Origin of the sequence: Paenibacillus sp. HW567, from assembly GCF_000374185.1 — a bacterium.
Classification (GTDB): domain Bacteria; phylum Bacillota; class Bacilli; order Paenibacillales; family Paenibacillaceae; genus Paenibacillus_AQ.
In genome coordinates this window covers 3,717,314-3,741,533 of the sequence record NZ_KB910518.1, presented here as the reverse complement: position 1 = coordinate 3,741,533, position 24,220 = coordinate 3,717,314, and the positions used below count along the sequence as shown (strand labels likewise).

The 24,220-nt window shown below is 46.8% G+C and carries 23 protein-coding genes; 20 read left to right on the top strand and 3 right to left on the bottom strand.

All coding sequences use genetic code 11. From position 1 onward, the window contains the following. Nucleotides 1-38: 38 nt before the first annotated feature. Entirely contained in the window at nucleotides 39-1,067 is a 1,029-nt protein-coding gene (locus tag B212_RS0117140; RefSeq protein ID WP_019912173.1) for an amidohydrolase family protein, read from the bottom strand. Nucleotides 1,068-1,206: 139 nt separating this feature from the next. Next, nucleotides 1,207-1,797, bottom strand: coding sequence for a TetR/AcrR family transcriptional regulator (locus tag B212_RS0117135; protein ID WP_019912172.1), 591 nt, complete (start codon nucleotides 1,795-1,797; stop codon nucleotides 1,207-1,209). A gap of 214 nt (nucleotides 1,798-2,011) precedes the next feature. Here B212_RS0117135 and B212_RS0117130 point away from each other — a divergent pair, with 214 nt between their 5' ends. From B212_RS0117130 to B212_RS33890, 5 genes are all read left to right on the top strand, one after another. Next, on the top strand, nucleotides 2,012-2,689 hold the full coding sequence (locus B212_RS0117130; protein WP_019912171.1) for a hypothetical protein: 678 nt from the start codon (nucleotides 2,012-2,014) through the stop codon (nucleotides 2,687-2,689). Between the two features lie 69 nt (nucleotides 2,690-2,758). Then, nucleotides 2,759-3,577, top strand: a complete 819-nt coding sequence (locus B212_RS0117125; RefSeq protein ID WP_019912170.1) for a patatin-like phospholipase family protein — start codon at nucleotides 2,759-2,761, stop codon at nucleotides 3,575-3,577. Continuing rightward, a complete protein-coding gene (locus B212_RS0117120; protein WP_019912169.1) occupies nucleotides 3,574-3,876 on the top strand; it encodes a phasin family protein in 303 nt (100 codons plus the stop codon). Before B212_RS0117125 ends, B212_RS0117120 begins: the two co-directional genes overlap by 4 nt. A 13-nt stretch (nucleotides 3,877-3,889) precedes the next feature. Further along, complete coding sequence (locus tag B212_RS0117115; protein WP_019912168.1) at nucleotides 3,890-4,099, top strand: hypothetical protein; 210 nt, start codon at nucleotides 3,890-3,892, stop codon at nucleotides 4,097-4,099. Further along, complete coding sequence (locus tag B212_RS33890; protein ID WP_019912166.1) at nucleotides 4,096-5,151, top strand: putative ABC transporter permease; 1,056 nt, start codon at nucleotides 4,096-4,098, stop codon at nucleotides 5,149-5,151. The genes B212_RS0117115 and B212_RS33890 overlap by 4 nt, the downstream gene beginning before the upstream one ends. Nucleotides 5,152-5,254: 103 nt before the next feature. Here the strand turns inward: B212_RS33890 and B212_RS0117100 are convergent, their stop codons facing one another. Beyond that, nucleotides 5,255-6,595: a DUF6271 family protein gene (locus B212_RS0117100; protein WP_019912165.1), complete on the bottom strand. Its 1,341-nt coding sequence runs from the start codon at nucleotides 6,593-6,595 to the stop codon at nucleotides 5,255-5,257. 156 nt (nucleotides 6,596-6,751) lie between these two features. On the opposite strand from B212_RS0117100, the gene B212_RS35410 reads away from it, so the two are divergent. The 15 genes from B212_RS35410 (at nucleotide 6,752) to B212_RS0117025 (ending at nucleotide 24,219) form a co-directional block, all read left to right on the top strand. Continuing rightward, nucleotides 6,752-7,207: a hypothetical protein gene (locus B212_RS35410; RefSeq protein ID WP_019912163.1), complete on the top strand. Its 456-nt coding sequence runs from the start codon at nucleotides 6,752-6,754 to the stop codon at nucleotides 7,205-7,207. Between the two features lie 6 nt (nucleotides 7,208-7,213). Further along, nucleotides 7,214-7,342, top strand: a complete 129-nt coding sequence (locus B212_RS35720) for a hypothetical protein (RefSeq protein WP_019912161.1) — start codon at nucleotides 7,214-7,216, stop codon at nucleotides 7,340-7,342. A 74-nt stretch (nucleotides 7,343-7,416) separates the two neighbouring features. Then, a complete protein-coding gene (locus B212_RS35040; RefSeq protein WP_198015951.1) occupies nucleotides 7,417-7,596 on the top strand; it encodes a hypothetical protein in 180 nt (59 codons plus the stop codon). Further along, on the top strand, nucleotides 7,571-9,646 hold the full coding sequence (locus B212_RS33240; RefSeq protein ID WP_019912159.1) for an HNH endonuclease: 2,076 nt from the start codon (nucleotides 7,571-7,573) through the stop codon (nucleotides 9,644-9,646). The genes B212_RS35040 and B212_RS33240 overlap by 26 nt, the downstream gene beginning before the upstream one ends. A 7-nt stretch (nucleotides 9,647-9,653) precedes the next feature. Further along, nucleotides 9,654-10,085 (top strand): SMI1/KNR4 family protein, encoded by a 432-nt coding sequence (locus B212_RS0117075; RefSeq protein ID WP_332258148.1) that lies wholly within the window; start codon nucleotides 9,654-9,656, stop codon nucleotides 10,083-10,085. A gap of 890 nt (nucleotides 10,086-10,975) precedes the next feature. Continuing rightward, nucleotides 10,976-14,977: a type VII secretion protein EssC gene (gene essC / locus B212_RS31715; protein WP_084673305.1), complete on the top strand. Its 4,002-nt coding sequence runs from the start codon at nucleotides 10,976-10,978 to the stop codon at nucleotides 14,975-14,977. Nucleotides 14,978-14,996: 19 nt separating this feature from the next. Continuing rightward, the gene (locus B212_RS0117065) at nucleotides 14,997-15,707 is read left to right on the top strand and encodes a hypothetical protein (RefSeq protein ID WP_019912155.1); all 711 of its coding nucleotides are present in this window, start codon (nucleotides 14,997-14,999) and stop codon (nucleotides 15,705-15,707) included. Nucleotides 15,708-15,727: 20 nt separating this feature from the next. Next, nucleotides 15,728-15,979 carry a hypothetical protein gene (locus tag B212_RS0117060; protein ID WP_019912154.1) on the top strand — a complete coding sequence of 84 codons (252 nt, stop codon included), beginning with the start codon at nucleotides 15,728-15,730 and terminating at the stop codon, nucleotides 15,977-15,979. Nucleotides 15,980-16,006: 27 nt separating this feature from the next. Further along, nucleotides 16,007-17,461, top strand: coding sequence for a hypothetical protein (locus tag B212_RS0117055; protein WP_019912153.1), 1,455 nt, complete (start codon nucleotides 16,007-16,009; stop codon nucleotides 17,459-17,461). A 21-nt stretch (nucleotides 17,462-17,482) separates the two neighbouring features. Then, nucleotides 17,483-17,821: a hypothetical protein gene (locus B212_RS0117050; RefSeq protein WP_019912152.1), complete on the top strand. Its 339-nt coding sequence runs from the start codon at nucleotides 17,483-17,485 to the stop codon at nucleotides 17,819-17,821. A gap of 21 nt (nucleotides 17,822-17,842) precedes the next feature. After that, on the top strand, nucleotides 17,843-18,886 hold the full coding sequence (locus B212_RS0117045) for an SAF domain-containing protein (protein WP_019912150.1): 1,044 nt from the start codon (nucleotides 17,843-17,845) through the stop codon (nucleotides 18,884-18,886). 5 nt (nucleotides 18,887-18,891) lie between these two features. After that, entirely contained in the window at nucleotides 18,892-19,461 is a 570-nt protein-coding gene (locus B212_RS0117040; RefSeq protein ID WP_019912149.1) for a hypothetical protein, read from the top strand. Between the two features lie 6 nt (nucleotides 19,462-19,467). Then, complete coding sequence (locus B212_RS0117035; RefSeq protein WP_019912148.1) at nucleotides 19,468-20,301, top strand: hypothetical protein; 834 nt, start codon at nucleotides 19,468-19,470, stop codon at nucleotides 20,299-20,301. Then, complete coding sequence (locus B212_RS0117030; protein ID WP_019912147.1) at nucleotides 20,294-22,141, top strand: ATPase, T2SS/T4P/T4SS family; 1,848 nt, start codon at nucleotides 20,294-20,296, stop codon at nucleotides 22,139-22,141. Before B212_RS0117035 ends, B212_RS0117030 begins: the two co-directional genes overlap by 8 nt. Next, on the top strand, nucleotides 22,138-24,219 hold the full coding sequence (locus B212_RS0117025) for a hypothetical protein (RefSeq protein WP_019912146.1): 2,082 nt from the start codon (nucleotides 22,138-22,140) through the stop codon (nucleotides 24,217-24,219). The genes B212_RS0117030 and B212_RS0117025 overlap by 4 nt, the downstream gene beginning before the upstream one ends. Nucleotide 24,220 lies beyond the last annotated feature (1 nt).

The window sequence follows — 24,220 nt, the reverse complement described above, 5'->3', positions numbered from 1 at the left end:
GGCTGCTTTGTTAATGTTGCTTAGAAGCCCCCCTATGTTCATCCCCGTACCTGCACTCCTCCTGCCCAAACCCTTTTAATAGCACGTGTTGCGCTTATATCAATTGTCGGATTGCCATCTACTAGTATAAGATCTGCACGGGTTCCCGTTTGTATGCTCCCCCGGTCTTGAAGGCCAAATAATTTGGCGGGAAGGCTCGTAGCGCTTTGGAGAGCCTGAACAGGCGACATTCCCGCTTTTACCATCAATTCCAGCTCTTCATGCAGGGATTCCCCCTGATTTAGCATCAAAGGTGATTTGGGATCTGTGTTGGCATCTGTCCCCGCAATGACAGGAATTCCTGATTGGATGAAGGCCCGGACGGTTTCCTCTACATTATGATAGTTCAGCGATTCGGATTTGAACATATTGATTAGCTTGCGGAATATCCCCTTTGACATTACCAATGATAAAAGGACAGGGTTGATTTTCCCGAATTTCTTGGCTATTTGCTTCATCATAACCATAGTGGGCACGCTTATTACTCCCTTGTTAACCATGGTGGTTACCAGGTCCTGCGGTAGCGGTTTTCCAAGCGGCGCATGAGTGAGCACGTCAATACCAGCATCTATGCCAATACTAAATGCATCGGGCGTAGTTACATGAGCGAATACCTTTTTATTATACCGGTGGGCAGCCTCAACTAATGCTGCTACAGTCTCGCTGGAAAGGGCGGCAGAGCCTCTGACAGCGGGATCTTCAATGATGAGCTTAATATAATCTGCCCCAAATCCGAGCTGCTGAGCTACGAACCGTTCAGCATCTTGGGGTCCATTGACGATGGATGAGGCTGGGAACCCCATTCGGGCTTGAGTGCTGCCGGGAGCCGAAGCAGGGTAGTAGCAGCTTAGGATATCTGGCAGCCCTGGACGATTTCGCAGGCTGTCAACCAGCTCGGGAACCCGGGAAGCCATGTCAAGCATGGTGGTCACGCCCCAGTGGACGGCTGATTCAAGATCTTCTGCACCCGTTAAGTGAGTATGAGAGTCGATCAGACCTGGAAGAAGTGTTCCCCCATGGCCGTCCACCACAAGTTCTCCCGCGGTTAGCGAAGAAATCTTCCCGTTCTCAATGACAACAGTCCTTAATCCGGTAAGTTTAGTACCATCAAAGACATGGACGTTGGTAATAGCGGTAGCGGTAATTTTAATTTCCTCCCTTTACATGCTATGGTTTGAGTATCCTCAACACGGTATCAATATCAGGAAAGTGTTCTATGGTGTCATTTCCAAAGAAATGTAAGCCTACCGTCAACCCCTGAATAGTGCAAAGGTATAATACAACTAATTGATGGGGATCTCCTTGTACAACCTCACCGGATGCCTGTCCATCAAGAATCAGTTGGTGCAGAGTGCTTTTCATCAAGCTGCCCATTTCTTGAACCAAAATTCCGGCTTTTCCCGGGACAGCTACCGATTGAAGTAATAGTTGCTGGCCCGCAGGGTTGATTCGTATACCGTGCAGCATTACCTCGGTCAAACGATACAATTTCATGTAAGCTGATTCTGGAATGTGGAGTACCTCCTGCATTTGCTGAATGATAGCTTGAGTAGCTTGTTCAACCAAAGTGGCAAGGATTTCTTCTTTATTTGAAAAATACCTGTAGAGCAATCCTTGGCTCATTCCAGCGGCTGCTGCGAGTTCACTTATTTTGAGATTGCTTACCCCCTTTTGTAAAAACATTTCTGCAGCGGCTTGCAGAATTTGTTCCCTCCGATCATCACGAATTTGTTGATTTACTTCCTCTGTTCTTGGCATATAATCAACCCTTTATTCTTTATTTAATGAATGAACTTTATTCATTGAATAATAGCGGAGTTTTTTTGTTATGTCAAGACAAAGGGGCAGTCTCAAGCCCGTTCATGACTTTTGAACTGCCCCGTTTTCCGCAACGCTTACATGCTGTTGACGGGCGGATATGCTAATGATATTATATACACAAAAAACCCAAAAACACTTGAGGTGAACATCAATGCCGCTTACAAAGCGAAGGCTGCAATTGTTGGGACAACTGGTAGAGCTGTATCAGCGTACCCGCTTGCCTATTCATTATGAGACATTGGCCCGTTCATTGGGAGTCAGCAAATGGACTGCTTATGACATGCTGAAGGAAATCGAAAAGCTCGGCTTTGTAACACGGAGCTATGAAGTGAATTCCAAGGAAACCGGCCGTTCGCAGGTAGTCTTCTCGCCTACGGTTAAGGCGTCCGAGCTGTTCAAGCAGAACCGGAGCGATTTCTTTAATCCCGCGGACTGGGAGCAGACAGTGGCCCATATCCACAAGCTGCTGCAGGGCGTAAAGAGCGGCAGTGTGAACGATCTGATCCGAAGAATGATGAACGAAATTCCTTCCAAGGCATCCAGCATTGAGTTTTGCGGCTATATTCTTGGCCTGCTGCTTGTTTATGTGAGGAAGCTTGGCGGAAAAACAGAAACGCTGATCCGTCTGGTAGTAAGCAAAACACCGGCTAGTGAGAATAGAACCCTGATGTTTGTGGGGACGGTTCTCGGCACGATCATTCAAACAATCAATGACGAGCTTGGCAACGAATTCACTGAGCTTGTATCCGAATTTCTCCGCATCATGGACCAGTTGTCCAATCAGGAACAACAATTGTTGTCAACTATGCTGCACGAAGCTTTAGCTTGAGAAAGCTTTTGCTTTTCCTTAGTTTTTGGGTCTTTTATGTTTTTTGACGGAAGTGGAGTGGAGTGTATTATGGGAAAAACAGGACTTGTTCTGGGCGGTGGAGCCGTCAGGGGGCTGGCGCATATTGGCGTATTGAAAGCTTTTGAACGGCATGGAATCCGGATAGACCGCATTGTGGGCACAAGCATGGGCGGGGCTATCGGGGGCCTGTACGCGGCAGGTGTTGCCGCTGGAGATATTGAGCAATTACTGCTCAGTACACCTAAATACAGGCTGCTCGATGTTGGTATCCGCCACCGCGGTCTGCTTGCCGGAAATGCAGTCCATCATACGATCAACGAATTGCTGCGAAGGCACGGCAAATACGACCTGCCGATTGAACAATTTCCAATTGAGTTCAGAGCCATTGCGGTTGATCTGATGACAGGAAAGCAGGTGGTGCTGGATCAAGGGGATCTCGGCACTGTCCTGAGAGCGACCACTGCATTCCCGGGAGTTTTTGCGCCGCTGATGGAGGGAGACAAGATGCTGGTAGACGGCGGAGTGTTGAATAATTTGCCGGTGGAGGAAGCGCTCGCCGGGGATACCTGCTTTGTTATTGCCGTGGATGTGGCGAGAGAACATGAGAACAAGCCGCCGCGCAATATGGTCGAAGTGGTGTATCGCTCATACAGCCTGATGACGGCAGAACGCAAGCATGCCAGTCTGAAGCTGGCGGACTTTGTGATTCGGCCCGATGTTGGAACCTTCGCGGCTTTTGACTTTACCAAAGCACAGGAATGCATCAAGGCGGGAGAGGAAGCTGCGGAACAGAGTATTGAAGAGCTTCAGCAGCTAATCCGTATAGCAAAAGAAAATCATCTGATCAGAGGAGCTGGAAACGAATGAAAACAACGCTGGAAAAAGCGGTGATGCTGGGGATTGGCCTGGCGGCTGCAGGTAAGGAGCAAATTGAACTAACCGTAGGTGAATTAGTCAAAAAAGGGGATATGGGACGTCTCGAAGCCCGTGCACTTGCAGAGAAGCTCATCAATCGCAAGGAAGAAGAGGAGCAGCGGATGGAGGAGCGAATTACCGAACGGGTTCAGGCGATTTTGTCGAAACAAAACCTGGCAGTCTTGGAGGAGCTTGAGCAGCTAAAGCTTCGTGTGCATGCGCTTGAGCAAAATGAAGGGGCAAACAACTAACGGGGGTGCCGGATTGGGGGCGCAAGCGATCCTCTGGAAGCTGCCGATGCTGGAGATCGGCACTGTAGTCTCTCTGCTGATCTTCGCTTGGCGTTATATGCTGTTTTTCGTTCCGGCCGCTTCTAAGCCGTACATGCGGGGTGGCACATGTTTTGTTTTATGGAGTCTTTTTGGGTCTTTTGTGGATTTTGAACACAATTTCAAATGGGAGTGGGGCAGATGAGCATGAGTTTCTCCACGGAGCTTTTATTTTTTGCTGTCTACGCTTTGGGCGGCTGGCTGCTGGAGACGGGGTATGCCAGTGTTAGGCAGCGGCGTTTTGTGAATAGGGGGTTTATGTTTGGTTGCTTTTGCCCGATTTATGGATTTGGTGCTTTGCTGATTATTCATGCCGCGGAATGGACGGAGGGAAGAATCAGTGATCCGTCTGTGCGGGGAGTCGTTCTGATTTGTGTATCAGCCGTACTCGTTACATGGCTGGAGTATATTACGGGCCTGATAATGGATAAGGTCTTTCAGCGGAGATGGTGGGATTACAGCGGGAATCAATGGAACCTCGGCGGATATGTGTGCGTGGAATATTCCTTGCTGTGGGGAGGGATTGCGTATCTGCTGACGGCATTCCTGCATCCGGCTGTATCGGGGGTACTTGCATCAGCTCCGGCCGGAATCATCACGGCAGCGGCTTGGTGCGTGCTGGTGTATTTCATTACCGATGCGGCAATTTCCATATGCGTGGAATGGTTCCGCTGCCAGTCAGCGGTGCGGTCTCCGTTCCGGTACACCGATGCCGAGGAATATTCCGCTTGTGTCGCAGACCTGCTTGCACATGAGCAGGTGCAGCGTATGGATAGGTTCATTCAGCATGGCCGGACGACCTGCCTGAAGCATTCCCAGGCGGTTTCTTTGCTGAGCTATCGGATCTGCCGGACGTGCAGGCTCGATTATCGTTCGGCGGCCAGAGGCGGACTGCTCCATGATCTGTTCTTATATGATTGGCATGATTCGGCTGCGGGAGGAAGATGGCATGGCTTCACTCACCCTAAAGTCGCATTGCGCAATGCTGAAGACATCTTGTCCCTCAACAGAATCGAGCGGGATATCATCGTCAAGCATATGTGGCCTTTAACACCGGCTGTCCCCCGCTTTAGGGAATCCTGGGTGGTGTGCTTGGCCGACAAGATTATAGCCTGCCATGAAATTATAGAAGGTATAGGAGGACAAGAACACGATTGTAATCTGAAAAAAGGCGATGCGCCTCCCTTTCATCGGTAAGCAGATAAAGGCAGCAGCAGGCAGAGTTTTTTGGCCTTTTGGGATCAAAGGGGGGAGCGTGGTCTAGCGGTTGGCTATGAATGTGATTGGGCCGGTATCTTATTCAATATACTTTGCATCTGGATTCGTTTCCCATCCGCTCAGAAAGCAGGATTAACGCTCTCCAGATCTTTTGCAGCTTAATGCTTCTTCTATAATCATCATCCAGCTCGTCAATCAGGCGGCTTGCGCCGCGTTCCAGTTCCTCTGCAACCAAGCGGTATTCGGCCAGGCCGGAGGGCAGTAGGATTTTGTAGGCGAGGTCGTGAACCAAACCTAATCTTGTTGTTCTGTCCAGGCTCATGAAGCATTCAGATAGCAAATTCACTAATGCGGAGGGTCCGGTATCCCTGAGGAGATGAAAACCGTTCGCTCCAGGCGGGGCTAACCGATGGAGATAATTGTTGCGGAATTCCGTTATGAACAAATTGTAATCGGCCAGCTTCGCGATGCCTCTGAAGTAGTTCAAGGTTGCATCCTTCTGCTTACGGCTGTAATCGTGGGCATGAATAATACGCTTGGTATGATAGACTGCGGGTACTTTTAACAGGGCGCCCAGTATATAAGTGTGGTAATCGAATCCGATACAGCGGGAGCCGATAAAATTGGGAATCCATTTGAAAATCTCCATCATCGCTATATTTCCGCATTCAGGATAATGGGGGACAATCTCAGGGATATCCGGAAGCTGCCCGCAGGTTATCAGTAACGGGCGTGTACGGAGGTTCAGTTCGTTATCCCTGTATTTAGCGTCAATGTAGGCGGGAATTCGTGTAGGGGGAATGCTTAAAAGGGTCAGAAATTCATTTAATGTTTGTGAGTTATGCTGCTGAAGCAGCTCAAGATTTACGTTCCAATCCCCGGTATAATCGCTGCCTGCGATCCAAATTTCTTCGGTTAGCAATTCATCGGTGAGGCACTCGCAGGTATCCGCCATATGAAGCACCTCTGATACTTTTTTGCCGATAAACTGGTTTTCCCCCCAGACCGGATACAAGCTCTCATCGCCCAGCGGAGTATAGCAATCCGAATCTCTGCGATGAATGACCTTCCGCCCATACCTGGCAGCAGCGAGATACAGCATATTAAAAACCTTGCCGTAATCGACTTCCTCCGGGTGAGGATAGAGCAAGCGGATTAATTCAGCGACATCCCATTGCCCATGCTCAGCGAGGTCCCGAATCCACTCGAATTGGTCGTTGAGATCATGGTGAATGATGCGAATCGGGGTAGTTTTCTGAAGCGCTTCAAGGTCTCTTTTGTTTCTCTCCACTACCTGAGAGGGTCCATTATCAAGAATAATTAACTCTTCCGGATCAATTCCCCGTTTCCGCATGGATGTCATTTCAATGGGCACAGATTGGACGGCAGGCAATACCAGGCGATTGGTTGGAATGGCAAACATTAAATGGATCAGCTCCTATTTAATAGATAGGTTAGAAACAGGAAGATTATAGCATATATGAAAAAAATACTAAATTGATGGATTGCCCTGTAGTCTAGTATCCATTGTGAAAAGGGGAATCTAATAGGCCAAGCCAACAACTGGGGCGGCATTCCATTGGGACAAAACCTGGTTCAGGCCCAGGTGCTGATCAATGAACTGACGGTGGAGGCAGAAAAGCTTGAGGATATCATTTGTCAAGCCGTTCAAGGTGTTCAAGGCCTCCAGGAGGAGAACAAACGGCAGGCAAGCCAACTCAATCAGCAGTTCAGCCTGTTTACAGGCATGCTTGGAAGTTTTGGGGGAAACGGTAGCCAAGGGAGGTTTTCGATTTCAGCCTTTGGGCAGAAGGCGGCGACGAAACTGATCTCCTCCATTGCTGCCCTAACGGGCTGGGATCAGTTGGATAGCGATCCGATGGTTAGGAATCTCCGGGAAATCCTCCAAAAGTCCGGTTTGGGGACCATAGAGGGGATAGCCGCGCAAAGTAAACTAAACGATATCTACGAAGCACGGAATCTGATCGCGAAGGCGCAGACGGCCTACGAGGTCTATCAGGTATTTGGAAATTAACCGCAAATGGATGAGATGCACAAGCGGGCGGAAGAGGCCCGCAAGAAGCTGGAATCCCTGAGTGTTGATAAGGTTCAATATGAGGCCGGGAAAGCTATGTGCTTACTTCAAGCAACCAGCGGTCAAGGGGTGTGACTATGATCCGTCAATTACGTCTGCTAATGTACCGCTAGTGCAATGAGGCATACCAACTGCTGCTGAGGATGGCGATGGAGAAAGGGAACAAGGAAGCAGCGCCCATCCTTTGTCTAGCCGACAACATAGGCGAGCAAGCTTTTTGGATATCTATTAACCTATTGGAAAATAAAACCGATACTGATAAGGATCACATCAACAAAATGATGAAAAAGATTGGGGAAGCACATGGCGTCAACGAAGCTAATATTTAATGTAGATGAGGTCGAACGCCTGCGAACGAAGATAGGCCAGGTGAGCCAGGACACAAATCTGCTGTACATGCAACTAAAAGGCCAAGCTAACAACTGGGGCGGTATTCCATTAGGACAAGACCTGGTGCAGGCCCAGGTGCTCATCAATGAATTGACGGTGGAGGCCGAAAAGCTTGAAGATATCATCCGTCAGGCTATAAAGGGCGTCCAAGGCCTTCAGGAGGAGAATAAACGGCAGGCAAGCCAGCTCACTCAGCAGTTTAGCCTCTTTACAGGTATGTTCGGAAGTTTCGGGGGGAACGGAAGCCAAGGGAGGTTTTCGGTTCCATCCTTTGCGCAGAAGGCAGCGACGAAACTGATCTCTACGATTGCTACCCTGATGGGACGGGATGAGCTGGATAAAGATCCAGCAGTAGAGAAACTCAGGGACATCCTCCAAAAGTCTGGATTCGGAACTATAGAGGGGATAGCCGCGCAAAGCAAACTAAACGATATCTATGAAGCACGGAATCTGATCGCGAAGGCGCAGACGGCCTACGAGGTCTACCAGGCATTTGGAAATCAAACGCAAATGGATGCGATGCACAAGCTGGCGGAAGATGCACGCAAGAGGCTGGAATCCCTGGGCGTTAGTAAGGTTCAATATGAGGGGGGAAAAGATCTAAGCGCGCACTTCAAGCAGCCGGCGGTGAAGGCGTGTGACTATGATCCGTCGATTAGGACCAGTAGCGTACCGCTAGTACAGAATGAAGCGTATCAACTCCTGCTGCGGACAGCGATGGAGAAAGGGGACAAAGGCAATTGGGCGAAAGAGCAACTGGAAGGTATCCATGCTACAATGAAACAAATGATCGCCACCGGGGTCAATTTGGGTGTGCATGTGATGGCGAACCAAGGTGCAGAAGCTTGGGGAGACGTTGCTAAATTAACTTCTTCAATCGCCCAATTAGGAAGATATAATCTGTTTGTAAACAAAGAGTCAGACGAAAACAAGAACGATCCCGAGAAGTCAAAAAATGCCTTCTTTAAATCGCTGGACAGCTTCAAAGAGATTGGGACAGGTTTTGTGGATAGGTTAAGAGCCCGTGCGGATCAGGCGACAGATTCCCCGTATGACTTTTTCAATTGGCTGACGTTAGGGATAACAGGCGATCTTCCCACTGCGGTGTATGAGGGAGCAAAAGACCGGTCCGACCATATGTTTGATTCGACAGAGAAGTTTGCGGATTGGTTGACACTGGGGACCGTGGAGATGGCAAAGGGAGCATTNAATCCGGAAGAAGCCTGGTCAGCCGACCATTGGTTAAACAGTCTGGGAATGGTGACATTGTTGTATGGTCCTGTAGAAGAGTCCTTGCTGTCTACAGGTGGTGGAATACTGAAGCCAAAGCTTCCAAAAGGTCCAGTACAAGAGTTTAAGTTTCCTGGTCAATCGCCACAATTCAGTACAAATGAAGGATTACAATTCAGGATTGACGATATTCAGACGGATACAAAGTCACTACCAAAGACACCTGTGCAAATCAATTTCGATAATGAGATGGAAATACTCCGTAAAGAAAAGGGAGGGGGGATTTTTGAGGGGACGGGTAAAAAGATAGGGAAGTTAGAACTATCAGATTTCACAGAAGAGATCATGGCGACAAAGCCTAAGTACGCTAGAATACCAGAAAAATGGTACGCTAAAGGTGGGCATATTTCTATTGATGAAAAAGGAGTCTGGACATACACTAATAAAAGTGGGATATCGATAAGTTATCCTGATGGATTCCCGGATTTTTCTAAATATTATCATCCTAATGTAGAACCAGTAAAAATTGAATACACACAACCTAAAAATTATCCAAAAGACTATGAGGCGGCAAACACAGAGGCAGGGCTTAGTAAATCATCTAATCCATCTGTGCCAGAAAAAAATAAGCCTCCAGAAGGATACACTTGGCATCATTATCAGGATGGAAAGACAATGGTGCTAGTTGAAAAAGATATACACGATGAATTTAAACACATGGGCGGACAGTCTATTGTAAATGGAACTGGAGGAGATTAAATTGGAGATGCAAGGAAATAATGAAGTTTTAACAGAATCTAGACTTCAAGACTTTGAAAGAATAATCGGAGTTCAACTTCCCCAACAATATCGAGAGTTTTTATTGAAGTACAATGGGGGTTATCCTAGACCATATTACTTTACTATTTCTGAAGAACAAGGCATTGGTATGGTAAATATTTTCTATGGTGTTGGTGAAATGTATGACAATTTAGATAAAAAAATTGATATATTTGACGATATAATGGATATAGGCTTTATTCCAATTGCAGATGATTCGGGTGGAAATCAAATTTGTTTAGGTCTTACTGAAAAGCATTTTGGAAATGTTTGTTTTTGGATTCATGATGAAGATCCAGAAGATATGAGTAATATGTACTTCCTTGCTAAGGATTTTGAAGAATTTCTAGAGAAACTATACGATGTGACGGAAAAATAATTGGATTATTGTTCTTCGATGCATTGTAATAAAAGTAATTTCTTGTGTAATTTACCCAGGTGCCGAATGAAATCTTTATTCAACCAATAACTCATCTAACCCATGTAATATCTGTATAAAGATTCCTCCATTTCTGTTGTACGCACATCAAATACTTTAATTTTAAATCTAAAAATTACTATTCCGTTACAAAAAACAGGTTGATTATGGTCAGTTACTACCATGATTGACCTGTTTTTTGTTATGTTGCTCTCTCACAGTTTTTTTATGTTGCTAAGCCTGTTACGCCGCCCTTATGGATAAGCTGTCTAAACCATCGTGCCTTCTAAGATGGATAAATCGACTATTAATATTGTCAGGACTTTTCTGCATAATGTCCGCAACGAATGGGCTACTTGCCGCGATGGTTATCGTGAACGAATAATCTGGTGACGACCAGTTGACATAGAACAGGTAAGGATACGTGTCAGGCTAGTGAAGGTTTTTTGATACATAGGATCTATAAAATGAATATAAAATTGAAATGAGGGTCTGAGTTCTGCTTAAAAATTGCAGAAATCAGATCTTTTTTTGCGGATGAGAAATAAAGTAATTGAATGAAAAAGGAAATGTAAATAAGTCAAACATCCTTACATCTCACTTGATTAAACTACCGAATAGTGACTAATGGACCATAACTTTATACTCTGTTAATTTTAATTTAATAAAGCGAATGATAACTAATAAGGGATCAATGAACTATATTAACAATAAATTCTATGGAAAATATAAACTATTGAGGCGAAGTGCCGATAATGCATAATGTATATTCCAATTTAATGAAGTTTTAATATTTTTATTTAAAATTTTAAATAATAGTATTGTTAATCCAAAATTCCTATTCAGTGGTGATGAAAAAGATGAGCTCTCAAGAAATGCTAACCAATCAGGTACAAAGAACCCCCCGAATTAGACCGAACTACCCGGAAGGCGAATTAGCTTTGGAGGATCCTGCCAGGCCCTCGGGAAAACCAACATTCTCGTGGTTGACAATTATTGTTCCACCCATAGGGATGTTGGTTATATCAATATTTATGTCAACATTAACCAGGTCCTTTACTATGCTGATATCAACCATGAGTATGACTATCCTTACGGTCATGGTTTCAATCCTGAATTATAAATCCAGTGTTAACAAACATCATGAGCAGAACAAAAAGCTGGAAAAGAAATATCTCAACTACTTATTCCAGGTGCGCAATGATTTACAAAGCGCCGCAAGTACGCAGCGCGAAGCTTATACATACATACACCCGAGTATCCAGTCCTGTGCAGAAATCGTACGCAGCAGAGGCAAGCAGCTCTGGGAAAGAACCGCCATTGAAGATGATTTTCTAAATACCCGGGTTGGAATTGGAATACAGCCGATTTCCCTGGTGCCGACCTACAGCACAAAGGCGAAAGCAATTGATGATGAGAATCCTCTCGAAGAAATCGCCGCTAAGATATGCGAAGAAATGTATTTTGTAAGAGATATTCCGGTCTACATACCGCTAAGAAATATTAATACGCTTGGGATATACGGCAAACGGCAGGAGGTTCGCGATTTTCTGAATGCCACCATAGTCCATCTCACAACACACCAAGGTTACGACGATGTGAGAGTAGTATGTGTGATGCAGCCAGAGGATTTGGAGCACTGGGAATGGCTGAAATGGCTGCCTCATACGTGGGATAAAGCTCGGAGTCAGAGAAGTTTGGCTACGACCTCCTACGAAGCCTCCAATCTTGCTGATGAACTGCTTCCGGAGCTTAGAAAGAGAGAAGAGGGAAGTAATAACAGTTACGGCTTGCAGACTTTGCTGACCCCGCACTATGTCTTTCTGATCTTTGCTCCTGAACTGTGGGACAGCACGGATATGATGAAATATTTGCTATCAGGCAATTCGTCTCTTGGACTGACCAGCATTTTTATTTCAGAGAAGATCGACGTTGCACTACCCCTGAATTGCCAGGCCATTCTGGAAATTAAGGACAGCAAGGGAATGGTCCGCAAAGATACAAATCAACTGTTAAGCCATTTGGCAGATCATTTTTCAGCCGATTCGCTGGATAAGGAGCACTCAGAGTTTTTTGCCCGTTCCTTATCGCCGCTCAGAATCAAAGAGGGACAGAATAACAGCTATATCCCGCCAATGGTCACCTTTTTGGGGAGCTTTGAGGTTGAACAGGTTGAGGAGCTAAATGTACTGCAGCGCTGGTCTAGAAATCAGGCGAACCGCACATTGTCCATTCCTCTGGGGCTCGGGGCAGGCGGAAAGTCGCTGTTGTTCGATATGCATGAAAAAAACTATGGTCCTCACGGTCTCGTTGCCGGTACAACGGGTTCAGGGAAAAGTGAGCTGCTCCAATCCCTGCTTCTGGGTCTCGCGGTGAATTATCATCCTCATGAGGTTGCCTTTGTGCTGATTGACTATAAAGGTGGCGGGATGGCCAATGCCTTCCTGGGGATTCCCCACCTGGTGGGAACAATCACCAATCTTGGCGGCAATCAGATCAACCGGGCTCTTGCTTCCATCAAAAGTGAGCTTATGCGGAGACAACGCCTGTTCAGTGAAGCTGGGGTAACGAGCATTGATAATTACATCGTTCTTTACCGCAACAAGGAAGTAAGCCTTCCTCTGCCTCATTTAATCATCGTGGTGGACGAGTTCGCGGAACTTAAATCTGATCAGCCGGAATTTATGAAAGAGCTGGTCAGTGCGGCACGGGTAGGAAGAAGCTTGGGGATTCACTTAATACTGGCAACTCAAAAGCCTTCCGGTGTCGTCGATGACCAGATATGGAGTAACTCCAGATTTAAGCTGTGCCTGAAGGTACAGACGCCTTCGGATAGCCAGGAAATGCTGAAGCGGCCAGAGGCAGCGGAAATCAAGGAAAAAGGCCGGGGGTTTTTACAGGTCGGCAATAATGAAGTGTTCACCTTATTCCAGTCCTCCTGGAGTGGAGCGCCATATCAAGCTGGAGAGACGGATAAGGCTGGAAGCCCCAAGATGGATATTGTTTCACTGAGCGGTGAGCGCAGAGCCCTGATTCCGAAGGAGAAACACAGTGATAATTCCTCCCAACTAAGTGAATTACAGGCTGTAGTTAATCATCTTGCTGCTATTTCCGCTGAAGAATCAATCGGAGAGGCTTTTCAGCTATGGCTTCCTCCGCTACCGGAGACTCTGGCTTTGGCAGAAGTGCTGGATCAGGAACAAATCTGGAACGGGGAGCATTGGCCAGAACCAAATGACCACCTGACTGCTACCGTGGGACGAGTAGACAATCCTTCCGATCAGGAACAATACAATTTGGACATCAATTTTAACCAGAATGGACACCTGCTGATTTATGGAGCGCCGGCCAGCGGCAAAACGACTCTGTTAAAAACAATGATCATGTCGCTTGCCATGAAATATGATCCTGAGTACGTGCATTTTTACATACTGGATTTCGGGACACGCACGTTGGGCGTGTTTCATGAGCTTCCGCATTTGGGAGATGTTATTTTTCCAGAGGATGAGCAAAAGCTTGGGAAACTGATTAGCTGGCTGCTCTCACAATTGGATGAACGCAAACGTAAATTTTCTCAGCTTGGCATCAGCAATCTGGTTTCTTACTGTGCAGCAACAGGTGAAAAGGTCCCTTACATAGTCATTCTGCTCGATAATTACACAGGCTTTGCAGAAGCCTACGATGACCATGTTCTGGATCTCGCGAAGCTTGTACGGGAAGGTGGCAATTACGGCATCTACTTTGTGTTTGCAGCCAACGCTGTCAACTCTTATCCTTACCGGATCAGTCAGAATGTTAAGCAGGCTCTTGTGTACCAAATGTCTGACAGAATGGATTACTCTAGCATTCTGGGAAGAACAGAGGGGATGGAGCCAACGAATACCGTAGGCCGCGGGCTGCTCAAAGATAACCGGATTCTGGAATTCCATACTGCGCTTCCGGTGGAGGGCAGCTCGGATGATCAGATTGCCGTGGGCATTCGCCGGATCAGCTCGGAGATGAAGGTAGTGGCGGGAGACACTAATACTGCCGGAATTTCTGTGATCCCGGACAAGCTTTCTCTTACAGAGCTTCTGGAGCGCGCCAACAAGAACCGACCTGAAGGAGCCGGGGATGCTCTGGTGCCGATTGGACTAGACTGGACAACTACACTTCCGGCAGAAATAAATGTGAAGCAAATCAGTAATTTCGTGGTGTCTTATACCAACCCAATGCAAGTAGATTTTACGTTCATATCAATCCTGCAAGCTCTTTTTGAATCAGCGGGTTCAATAACTAAGGAGTTTCATTTGTTTGATAGCGGCGTTGTGAAATTACCAGTGCTGAAGGCCAGTCCAATACTAACCCGATATATGAGCACAGCAGAAGAGTTTCTGCAGCTCACAGAGTCATTGATTGAACAGCTTCAACTCAGAAAAAATGATGCTCGCGAAGCCTTGGCGGCGGCTTCCGTGCCGGGAGAATTTGATGAAATCAGTTATATTTTGTCTAAGTATCCGCTTCACGTAATTGTAATGCCTCATTTTAAATCAGCTTTCGATTTGATGGAGAATGATTCGCTGGAACATTTGGAGCGGATAGCGAGATTTGGAGGCGGGCTTGGGGTTATGCTGCTTTTTGGCAGCAATACGCTTGAACTGAACCAGATGCAGCTTACCACTGAACTTGCGGGAGAGATGATCAATAGCGGAAATGCTCTGCTGATTGGTGGCACACCAAGCGATCATATGTCTTATGGCTTTATGCTGGAAGGTATGGAATACCATGAGCTTAACCAAGCGATGGATGCAAGTGAAGCAATATTACTTACTGAGGGCTCCGTTACACGCCTCAAAATGATTACAGATTTATAGATAGCAGGTGAATGATGTGATGAAGCCAACGCGCGAGGTGTTTGAATTACAAGCTTTAGAGATCATATATTTGACTGCACTAACGGGGGGGCAGGGTGTTCCGGGACTGACAGTGAATCTGGAAGGCGAATCGGAGATCAGGCAGCGTTCCCTAATGGACGCACAAATGCGAGCTCTTGAAGCGAAGGGATATTTAGAGATAGATTTTATGGGCCTCGCCAAAGTAAATGAAGTGCTTCATAAATTTATAGTGACAGCCTCCAACTGTAAATCATATTTCTGTCAGCTTGTACAGAGAAATCAAGAGACATCTAAGATCTGCTATTTTATCCAGGATGAAACCCGGTTCGAACTTGAGCATCAGTTGGGGAGCAACACGTACAAGCTTCAGGAAATATATGCACGGCACGAGCTGATGTTTCAAGTCATCGACAGAATACCACTGGTTCAGAGCGTAGTGGAGAATGAACAATTACAACAAGTGATGAATGAAGAATTGGATATAGAAACGTGGGCAGGACAGCTTCTTCAAGCAGGTGCGTTCGTAACCTCTCTGGCAGAAATCCAGTGTATTCATGAGGAAGCAGAGGTTATTCGAGAACTTGATTTCTTGATTTATGAAGAGCAAATGTGGCTGCTACGGCGTGGAGATGAAGGGCAACCCAGCCGATCCGGTGCGACACTGGCAACAGGAATAGAAGAAGTATGTTTGTGGCTGCAAGAAGCGTAGCTATCTGGGGGGATCAAAGAATGTCAACGGCATTAACAACTTTTTTATTTAAAGGCAAGGGAGAGCAGGCTATGGATTTGGATCTCTCCCTCTCTCTTTCTGCGGGGCAATGTCTTGAGCTTCTGAAACAAGCGCGCTGGCTTCCCGATCATTGGGAATTCAAATGCGAAATCAGCAGTACCGGAGAGGAATGGAAGGAGCTTAATTTGCAGGTTATTTTGGCTACCGTTATTCAGGGAGACGGGGCTATTATTCGGATTTTACCTTATTGAGTGAGGGCATTGTAAAGGGGGATATCTATGAAAAACGTACATTTAGTCTGTTCGCCTGAGCTCATAATGCTTTTATCACGGTCACTTGAGCATGAGGGTTATGTGATTTCGGGAAAACATTCTACACTACATAGTTTTATAAGTGGCTTCAGCAGCAAAGAGGTAGACCCTTCTTCTATCGTAATACTGGAGGGCGGAGCAGGCCTGGGTACACCGGTAAAGGCTGCTGACATTATCAGCTTCATGACGCTGATCCGCAAATATCTCAAACACACACGTTTGATCGTTCAATTAGATCCTGCGCTGCAGACAGATGTTGAATTTATACGGACTATGGTCAACATGAACATTCACGATCTTCAGTTTACCACGGAATTCCGGGGCGACGACCTTCTGAACTGGATTAAGGAGAAGAAAACTACAAGAGATTATTATCATATTCTGGGTAAAAAGAAAGGCATTTTTTCATTTAAAGGTTCATCGTCTCCTCCTGCTGCAGCTCCTGTAGCGGAAGAACCGCCGCCTGCTCCCGCGAGACCGGTAGAATCGCTTACCCGTCCACAGCCGACCGCCAGTTCCAGATCAGGTACGAGTGCCGCCAGCGGGAGACCATTAAGTACACCCCGCTCTTCCGCAGGGGCCGCACCACTCAGACCGAAGCCCCCGGCCAGAACAGAGGCTCCGGCTCTAACTGAAGCGGGAACGCTGGAGAGTCTGGAGCAATCCATTCCCGTGGAAGAGGAGTCCAAACCCGTCATTGGTCCGAGAATTCTGGGCAGTAATGTACCGCTTGTCATTGGCGTTTGCGGTGCAGGAGGAGAAGAGGATGTAGGTGCGGCGGCTTTTCTGGTTGCTGCAGGTCTGGCGGAGCTAGGCTGGAAACCGCTGGTCTGCGGAGATGACAGGCCGGAAATCAGTTCTCTTGAACAGATTGTATTTAAAGGTGAGAAAGAAGATTCAGTATCTACCATGTTCGAATATGAAGGGGTAACCTTCTATCGCAGGGGGTATTCGTGGGATATCTCTGAGCTTCTGGCTAGCGAGTTCTCACATATCATTCTCTGGGTGGATATCCACCGTGAACGGAAGGGAACCAGCGCGCTGGAGCTGTGGTGGAACTCGCAAATTCCTATTTTGGTTGGCAACGGAGCCATGTGGAAATATGAACTGCTTAAAGAGAAGCTAAATACCCTTAACCCGTTTGAACGCAAACGGTGCAGGCTGCTGCTGGAAAATGGGCATCAGGAAGTGCTGCAAATGCTGAAAAAGGATTTTGCCGAAATTCAAGCAACTCTGATGCCTGCGCATCAAGATCCGCTCTATCCGGATAAAGCGGCTGTCGAATGGGTTATGAAGCTGCTGACCGTTCAGAAGAAAATTTTTCGTAAACAAACACTGCTCTGGGGAATCGTGGGGGCGGTTTTGTTTGTGACTTTGCTATTAATAGGTTTTGGATTATCTTTTGTTCCGGAGAGCCGGTAATTCACAGTCAGGAGGCTGGATATGGATTCAGGTATGGTTAGAGGTATTGCTTTTAATTGCCACCAGTTGCAGCCCCGTGCCCAGGAGTGCAGCGATAAGATGAGCGGGGCAATTGCTGGAGTATCTGATTATTGGGTAGATTTAGGCGGGGAAGAGTTTAAACAGCACTGCATGGATTGGATTGTAAAAATGAATAAATTCAAAGAAGCTTTAGCGAAGATTGAAACAGGGATGCTCCATTATGCAACTCAATTGCAGGGAGAGGAAGAGAAGGCGGAAGCAGCCAGGAAAGAAGCTGAAAAGCAAGCTGCCGAACGGGCCGCCGCAGCCGCATCTAAAATGACAGGCAAAACTAAATAGGGATGGAAATGAGGTTATGAAGTGGCAGTACGTAAGAGGAAAAAAATATTAAGATACACGATTATTTCAGGCTGTCTTGTTGCCGTCATTACATCCGGGGTATGGTTTGCAACCTACCGCCACTATAATGCCAAATTGATCGACGAGCGGGCAGCTTACGAAGAGCAGTTGAAGGATAAAGATGAAGTCTTGCAGCGTTATATGGATCAATCCCAGACAGCTTATGTTCTGGTAACGTCCAAGCTTGCCGGTGAGGCGATTACTGCAGAGGATGTAACGGTAGAGAAGCTTCCCAAGTTCTCTTCGCCGGATAACCTAATCAGTGAGTCTAAAGCGATTGTAGGGAAATATCTGAAAATTGATGCCATGCCAGGCACGGCGGTAACTACCGAAATGGTGCGTGATAAAGCAAGACTGGATGCTTCGGAGCGTAAGGAAGAGACCGAATATATCAAGCTGCCGCTTCGGTTAACGAAAAAGGACGTTGTCGATATTCGGATTGTATTTCCTAATGGTGAAGATTACATAGTCGTTGGCAAAAAGTCGCTGGAGGATGTAGATCTGGCGAATCAATATACATTCTTTAATGACAATGAAGAAGAGGCACAACTGCTGCAGGCAGCCTTGGTGGATGCATATATAAACAATGCGGAGCTGTACATGAAGCAGTACGTGGAACCGGAGCTTCAGCCTGAACCTGTAGTGAATTATGTGCCTAACCTGGATGTACTCGGAGTGATCAAGGATGACCCGTTCATTATTGATCAGGCCAAATGGAGTCTTGCGGAGAAGCTTCGCAAGGAGCTTGAGAAACGGCTTAAAGCCATTCAGGATGAGAATAAAATCCGTGTCGGAGCACAGGCTCCCAGCGGCAGCGGTGTGATTCAAAGAAAAGCTGAGCAAGGAGCGGCGGCTGAAGCTGCGAAAGTAGATGACAGTCAGAGTGTAAACGGAATTATAGATAAGACCAATCAGGCACCCGTCGATTCAAGTGCAGACCGGACTTCAACAGGTGTAACGAATAATGAAGCCGCAACCGATGACAGTCTGCTGAAAGGAGAGTGACCGATTTGAACATTGTTGTCGCAGGGGATTGCGAGAAGCACGATTTCATACTTGCAGCAGCTCTTTTGTTAAAAAGTTATTTTAACAATGAGGTCATGATCGTATCGGATAACAGCAGGCATTATCAGTATTTTGAAGGGGAAGTCTCCGGAGTAAAGATTGCTGATTCAGTCGAAGCCGACAAACCGGATATTGTCCTATACGACTGGCATCATGGGTATCCGGAAGGTCTTGAGGGAGAGAAGATTGTCTATGCAACCAGCTATGAACGCCAGGCTATGGAGCATGTAGACAAGCTGCTTGATCAGAAACGGATGCCTGCTTTATTGCTTGTCATAGAAGAAGAATGCGGACTTGGACTGAAGTATGTAGATAACTACTATCCGGTGATCACCTCGAAAATCAGTTACATCAGCAGTCCTGAGAGAAGAATAGACTGGATTCATGATGGAAGAGTGAATCTTAAGGTAGACAAGGATTTTGCTGAAGCTGTAAATGACTTTTTAATTGAAATTTGCAACATCCCAAAGCATGACATCAAGAAGTTGTGGCAGTATGCAAGGAAACGGGGGTAACTAATTGTGCTTGTAGCTTTCTGGGGGCCTGCCCAAGGGCAGGGAAGAACAACTTCGAATATGGCAGCTATTGCGGCAACCATAGCGCTGGATCATCATATCCGGGTGTTAATGACACATACGCACGTAGAGCAAGGAGGGCTTGAATACGTATTTTCGCAGACAAGGGCAATGCCTCAATCTGCACGGACCTCGGGCGGGATGGATGCGATTGAGAGATTGGTGCAGTGCGGGATGCTCACTCCCGAGGGAATAAGAGATCATGCGGAGTCTATACTAAAAGACCGCTTGGAGCTTTTGGGCGGATCTACCAATGCCGAGAAACATGAGACAGAGCTTTTGCTTCCGCATATTTTTAAAGACTATCGAAGATTTTATGATTTGCTGTTAGTGGATATCTCCTCTGAAGACAACCCGGATGTGGTGTCTCTGGTTATGGAGCAGGCCGATTTGATTGTGGTTAACCTGAATCAGAATCAGGTAAGTCTGAATTCATACTTTTTGAAAAACAACAAGGCTCCTGTGCCGAAACACAAGCCGGTCCTGTATTGTTTGGGCGCCTATGAGCGTACCTCCAGATTGAATAGAGAAAGAATCATTAAGCAGTACGGACTGAAGAAAAAAGAAGTAGGCTTTGTCCCGCGTCACATCGGTTATATGGATGCTCAGAACGAGCGGCGCATTATTCAGTTCTTGTTGAAGGCAAGAGAGGCCAGATCCCGTTTTCTTGAGTTCAGCGAGGACGGATATTTCACTGGTGCGGTACGCCAGATGGGGCAGTTGATTCTCAGAACGCTGGATATCTCCCCTGTATCAGAATTGGAAGTTGCAAATGATTAATTTGATACTGATATTTGTTGTCCTGATAGCTATTGGAGTGTTCTTGTATCTGTGGCTGGGCAGACGTAAGAATTCGGCTCCGCCGTCCGTTCAACTGAAATACGATATGAACGAAATCGTCCTGTTTCTGAGAAGGGCTTTTGAGGAGATTATTGCCTCATCCCTCTATGAAGGAAGCCCGAGCGAGGAAGAATTCAACCGCAGGAAGGCGCGGCGGAGAGAATTGCAGAAGGCGCTTAGAAGCTGTATGCACGGTGATTTATCCGCCAAGAAATACGTAAAGCTGTACATGAAAGACCTGCTGGTTCAGACTTATGGCCTGAATGAAGGGAATGTGGACAAGATTATAAGCTTCGGCCATACGAACCGGCTGACCTCACAGGATTGCTTCGACATTTTGCTTCATGTCTTTAAGAAGGAGCATGGGCAGGATGCATTTAATGCAATGGTAAGCAAATACAATTTGGACACATTGCAAAGATTGCCTGACGGGTCTAAAGGGTACAAGATCACCGAAGAGCAAATTCGCAGCATCTATAGTTCCGAGCAGCCGAGATTGTCCGTCCAGGACAAGATTGAGATTATTGTTCAGCGGGCTTATCAGATTTACAAGGGCCTCGGGGTTATTGATGAGCTTCGGGATCAGAATATCGACGGTGTCAATGGCGGAACAAGCGGAATGCCTCCGGATGTCGTGCAGACTACGGACTTTCTGGAATATACAAAGCAGCAGCATTTTATTCCACAATCCTATGATGCGGTATGGACATTCTACCGGGGCAAGTCGCTTCACCTGGAGTTTCTGAGTTTTGGCTCGGAGAAGGAGCTTAAGCGGGTCTGCCAAAATATTTACGGGTTCGGTAATCCCGGGCAATTGAATGAATCCAAGGGTTATATCATCAACGATATGGCTGATGGCAGCCGGGTCGTGGTCGTGCGGCCCAAAATGGCCGAAAGCTGGGCTTTTTTTGTCCGCAAATTTAACGATTCGCTTGTGGAGCTTGACCAGCAAATCAAAGACGAAGGTGCACCGCTTGCTATTAATATGCTTGAATTCCTCATTCTGGGCCATCAGGTTACAGCCATTACTGGCAGACAGGGATCAGGGAAAACAACGCTGCTTAAGGCGCTAATCAAATATATTGATGCGAAGAATATCCGGATTCAGGAAACGTCCTTCGAGATTTGGGCGAGAAAAATGTATCCGGGCAAAAATATTTTATCCTTCAGAGAAACACCTTCTGTTAATGGGCAGGACGGGCTGGATGTGCAAAAGAAAACGGACGGTGCAGTGAACATCGTCGGTGAAGCTGCCACTCACAGTGTGGTCAGTTATGTAATTCAAGCAGCCCAGGTAGCTTCTGAATATACATTATTTACGCACCACGGCAAAACGCTCGCCAATCTGGTCAGTGCATTGCGCAACAGTCTTATCGCATCAGGAGCCTTCAGTAACGAGAAGATTGCCGAGGTCCAGGTCGTTGAAGCGCTTGGCTTTAACGTCCATCTGGTGCTGCGTGCAGGCAAAAGATACATCGAACGGATAACAGAGATTATTCCGGCTGACCCTCAGTTCGAATATCCTCAGAGATACAAAGAGCCGGAGAATATGAACGACAAGCTGGATGCTTTTATGGATACCATGACCGAATATTTCGGCCGGATGACGGACCGCCGTTCTTATGATTATAAGGATGTCATCGTATGGGAAGCGGGAGAATACGTGGCCAAGCATCCAATCAGCAGCCGTAAAATTGATGAAATGCGCAAAAATATGGATGAGGAGGATGCATCGGAATTCAACGCATTTCTTGAAAAGTATTGGGGGCAATCTGCATGAATCTGCAAACCGCTTTGTTGATTGTTCTGGGCTCATCGGGCGTGCTGCTGGTTATCCTGCTTGTCCTGCTCAGCATTGTGCAGCGTAAATTGAAAGGCACTCAATATCAAGAGCAAAGACGCCTAAAGGCACTGCTTCCAACGCGTACGAAGGAGAAGAGATGGTTGGAGCAGGCACACAAAGCCTATCCGGTACTTGATGAGCTACCAATAGTGAAGAAACTCCTTCACCGGATGCGCTCGCGCCTAACCTTGATCCATGCCGGCAACGAAATTATGATCAGAAGCCGCGCGGCTGCACTGACAATGATGATCGTTGCTTGTATCCTGCTCATCTCGCTGCTTTCGTTCCTCTGGACTTCTTCCTGGGTAAGCCGTGCGACCATTATGCTGGTCTCTATTTACTTGGGAGGTATACTTAGCGATCTCTTCATAGGCCGTTTAGTGAAGCAGATGCTGTATGACCAATCTTCCATGATTCTGGATATCCGGCATGAATATCATCAGACGCACATGGTACAAGTCAGCCTGGAGAATTCTGCGGAACGTTCGAAACCCATGGTAGCCGTGCATGCCCGGCAGATTGCCGGAATTCTGGCGGCGGTGGACCCGGAAGATGAGCTGCAGAGATATTATGAGATTGCACCTAACCGGTATATGAAGCAATTGGCCGGAGTGAGCTACAAGATCGGTGAATATGGTGACGCGGATATACATAAAGGGGAGCGTTCCATTTATCTATCCATGCTCGGCAATATCAGAGAAGAGATTCACATGGATATCAATCGGCGTGAACGTATCGACCGTTTGTTATACGGGATTGTTTTTGTGGCTATTTCACCGGTATTCATGCTGGATCCGATCCGCAATTGGGCGGAGGGCATGTTTCCGATTGTCTCTAATTACTACAATTCCGCATGGGGATTGTATTCTCTAATCTTGTTATACATCACGTTCATGGTTTCGTTTATTGCCCTGCGAATTCTAAAAGGTGTAGATGAAGACACACAGGCCATCAAAGATGAGGGCAAGTGGTTAAACCGGCTATTGAAGAAAAAGTGGATCTTCAAGCTGGTAGACAGGATTACTCCTGAAGAACATGAGCCCATCCATTTCAAGGTGGCCGGCAAATTGAAGGATGCCAACTCCGGGCTTTCACACCATGCCTATTATCTGCAGAAAACATTGGCGGCAGTAGTTATCTTTTTGCTGATCGTGGTTGTTCAATTCTCTATCCATGCCAATATCAAGCACAACATTCTGTATCCCAATAAGCAGATTACTACGGGCGGCAATCAGACGGAATCCCAGAAGATGCTGAGCGAGGAACGGTATGCCTTTGAGCAGTCGCTGATTGGAGAACTGATCGCGAAGGATATTACACCGGATCAGATGCTCTCCTATATTCAGGAGAAGGCCGAGAACAAACCGTTTCTTCAGAACAGCCTGGACCAGAACGCCTATGCTGCGCAGCTCGCAAATAGAGTGGAGCAATATCAACAGGAGTATTTCAAATGGTATGAGCTTCTGTTGGCATTTGGGCTGGCGGTGGCAGGCTTCTATATTCCAGATGCCTATCTGATCATTCGTACCCAACTGCGGAAGTGGGAAATGCAGAATGAGGTAGATGGCTTCAATACACTTTCTATGATGTTGTCCCAATTTCCAAATATAAGCGTGTATGAAATGATAGAGTGGCTGCATCGGTACAGTTACATTTTCGAGCGGCAGCTGCTGCGCTGCATGCTGGATTATGAGGCGGGAGGCTGGAGCGCTATTGAGAAGCTGAAGGAAGATGCACGTTTCGTACCGCTTGAACGGCTGGCAGACCGCTTGCAGGTTGCAGCCGATCTCATCCCTGTGAAGAAGGCTTTTGATGATATGGATGCCGAAAGAGCATTCGCAATGGATCAGCGCAAGGAACACTACGAGAAGGTAATCAGCAGGAAAAGCACACTGGGTAAAATGTTCGGGTTCTTGCCGATGCAGGCGACGTTCACCTTATATTTACTGCTTCCCTTCGTTTATATGGCCTTCCAGCAGCTCGGTGACCTGACTGTTGTAACTGGCAAAATGTGAA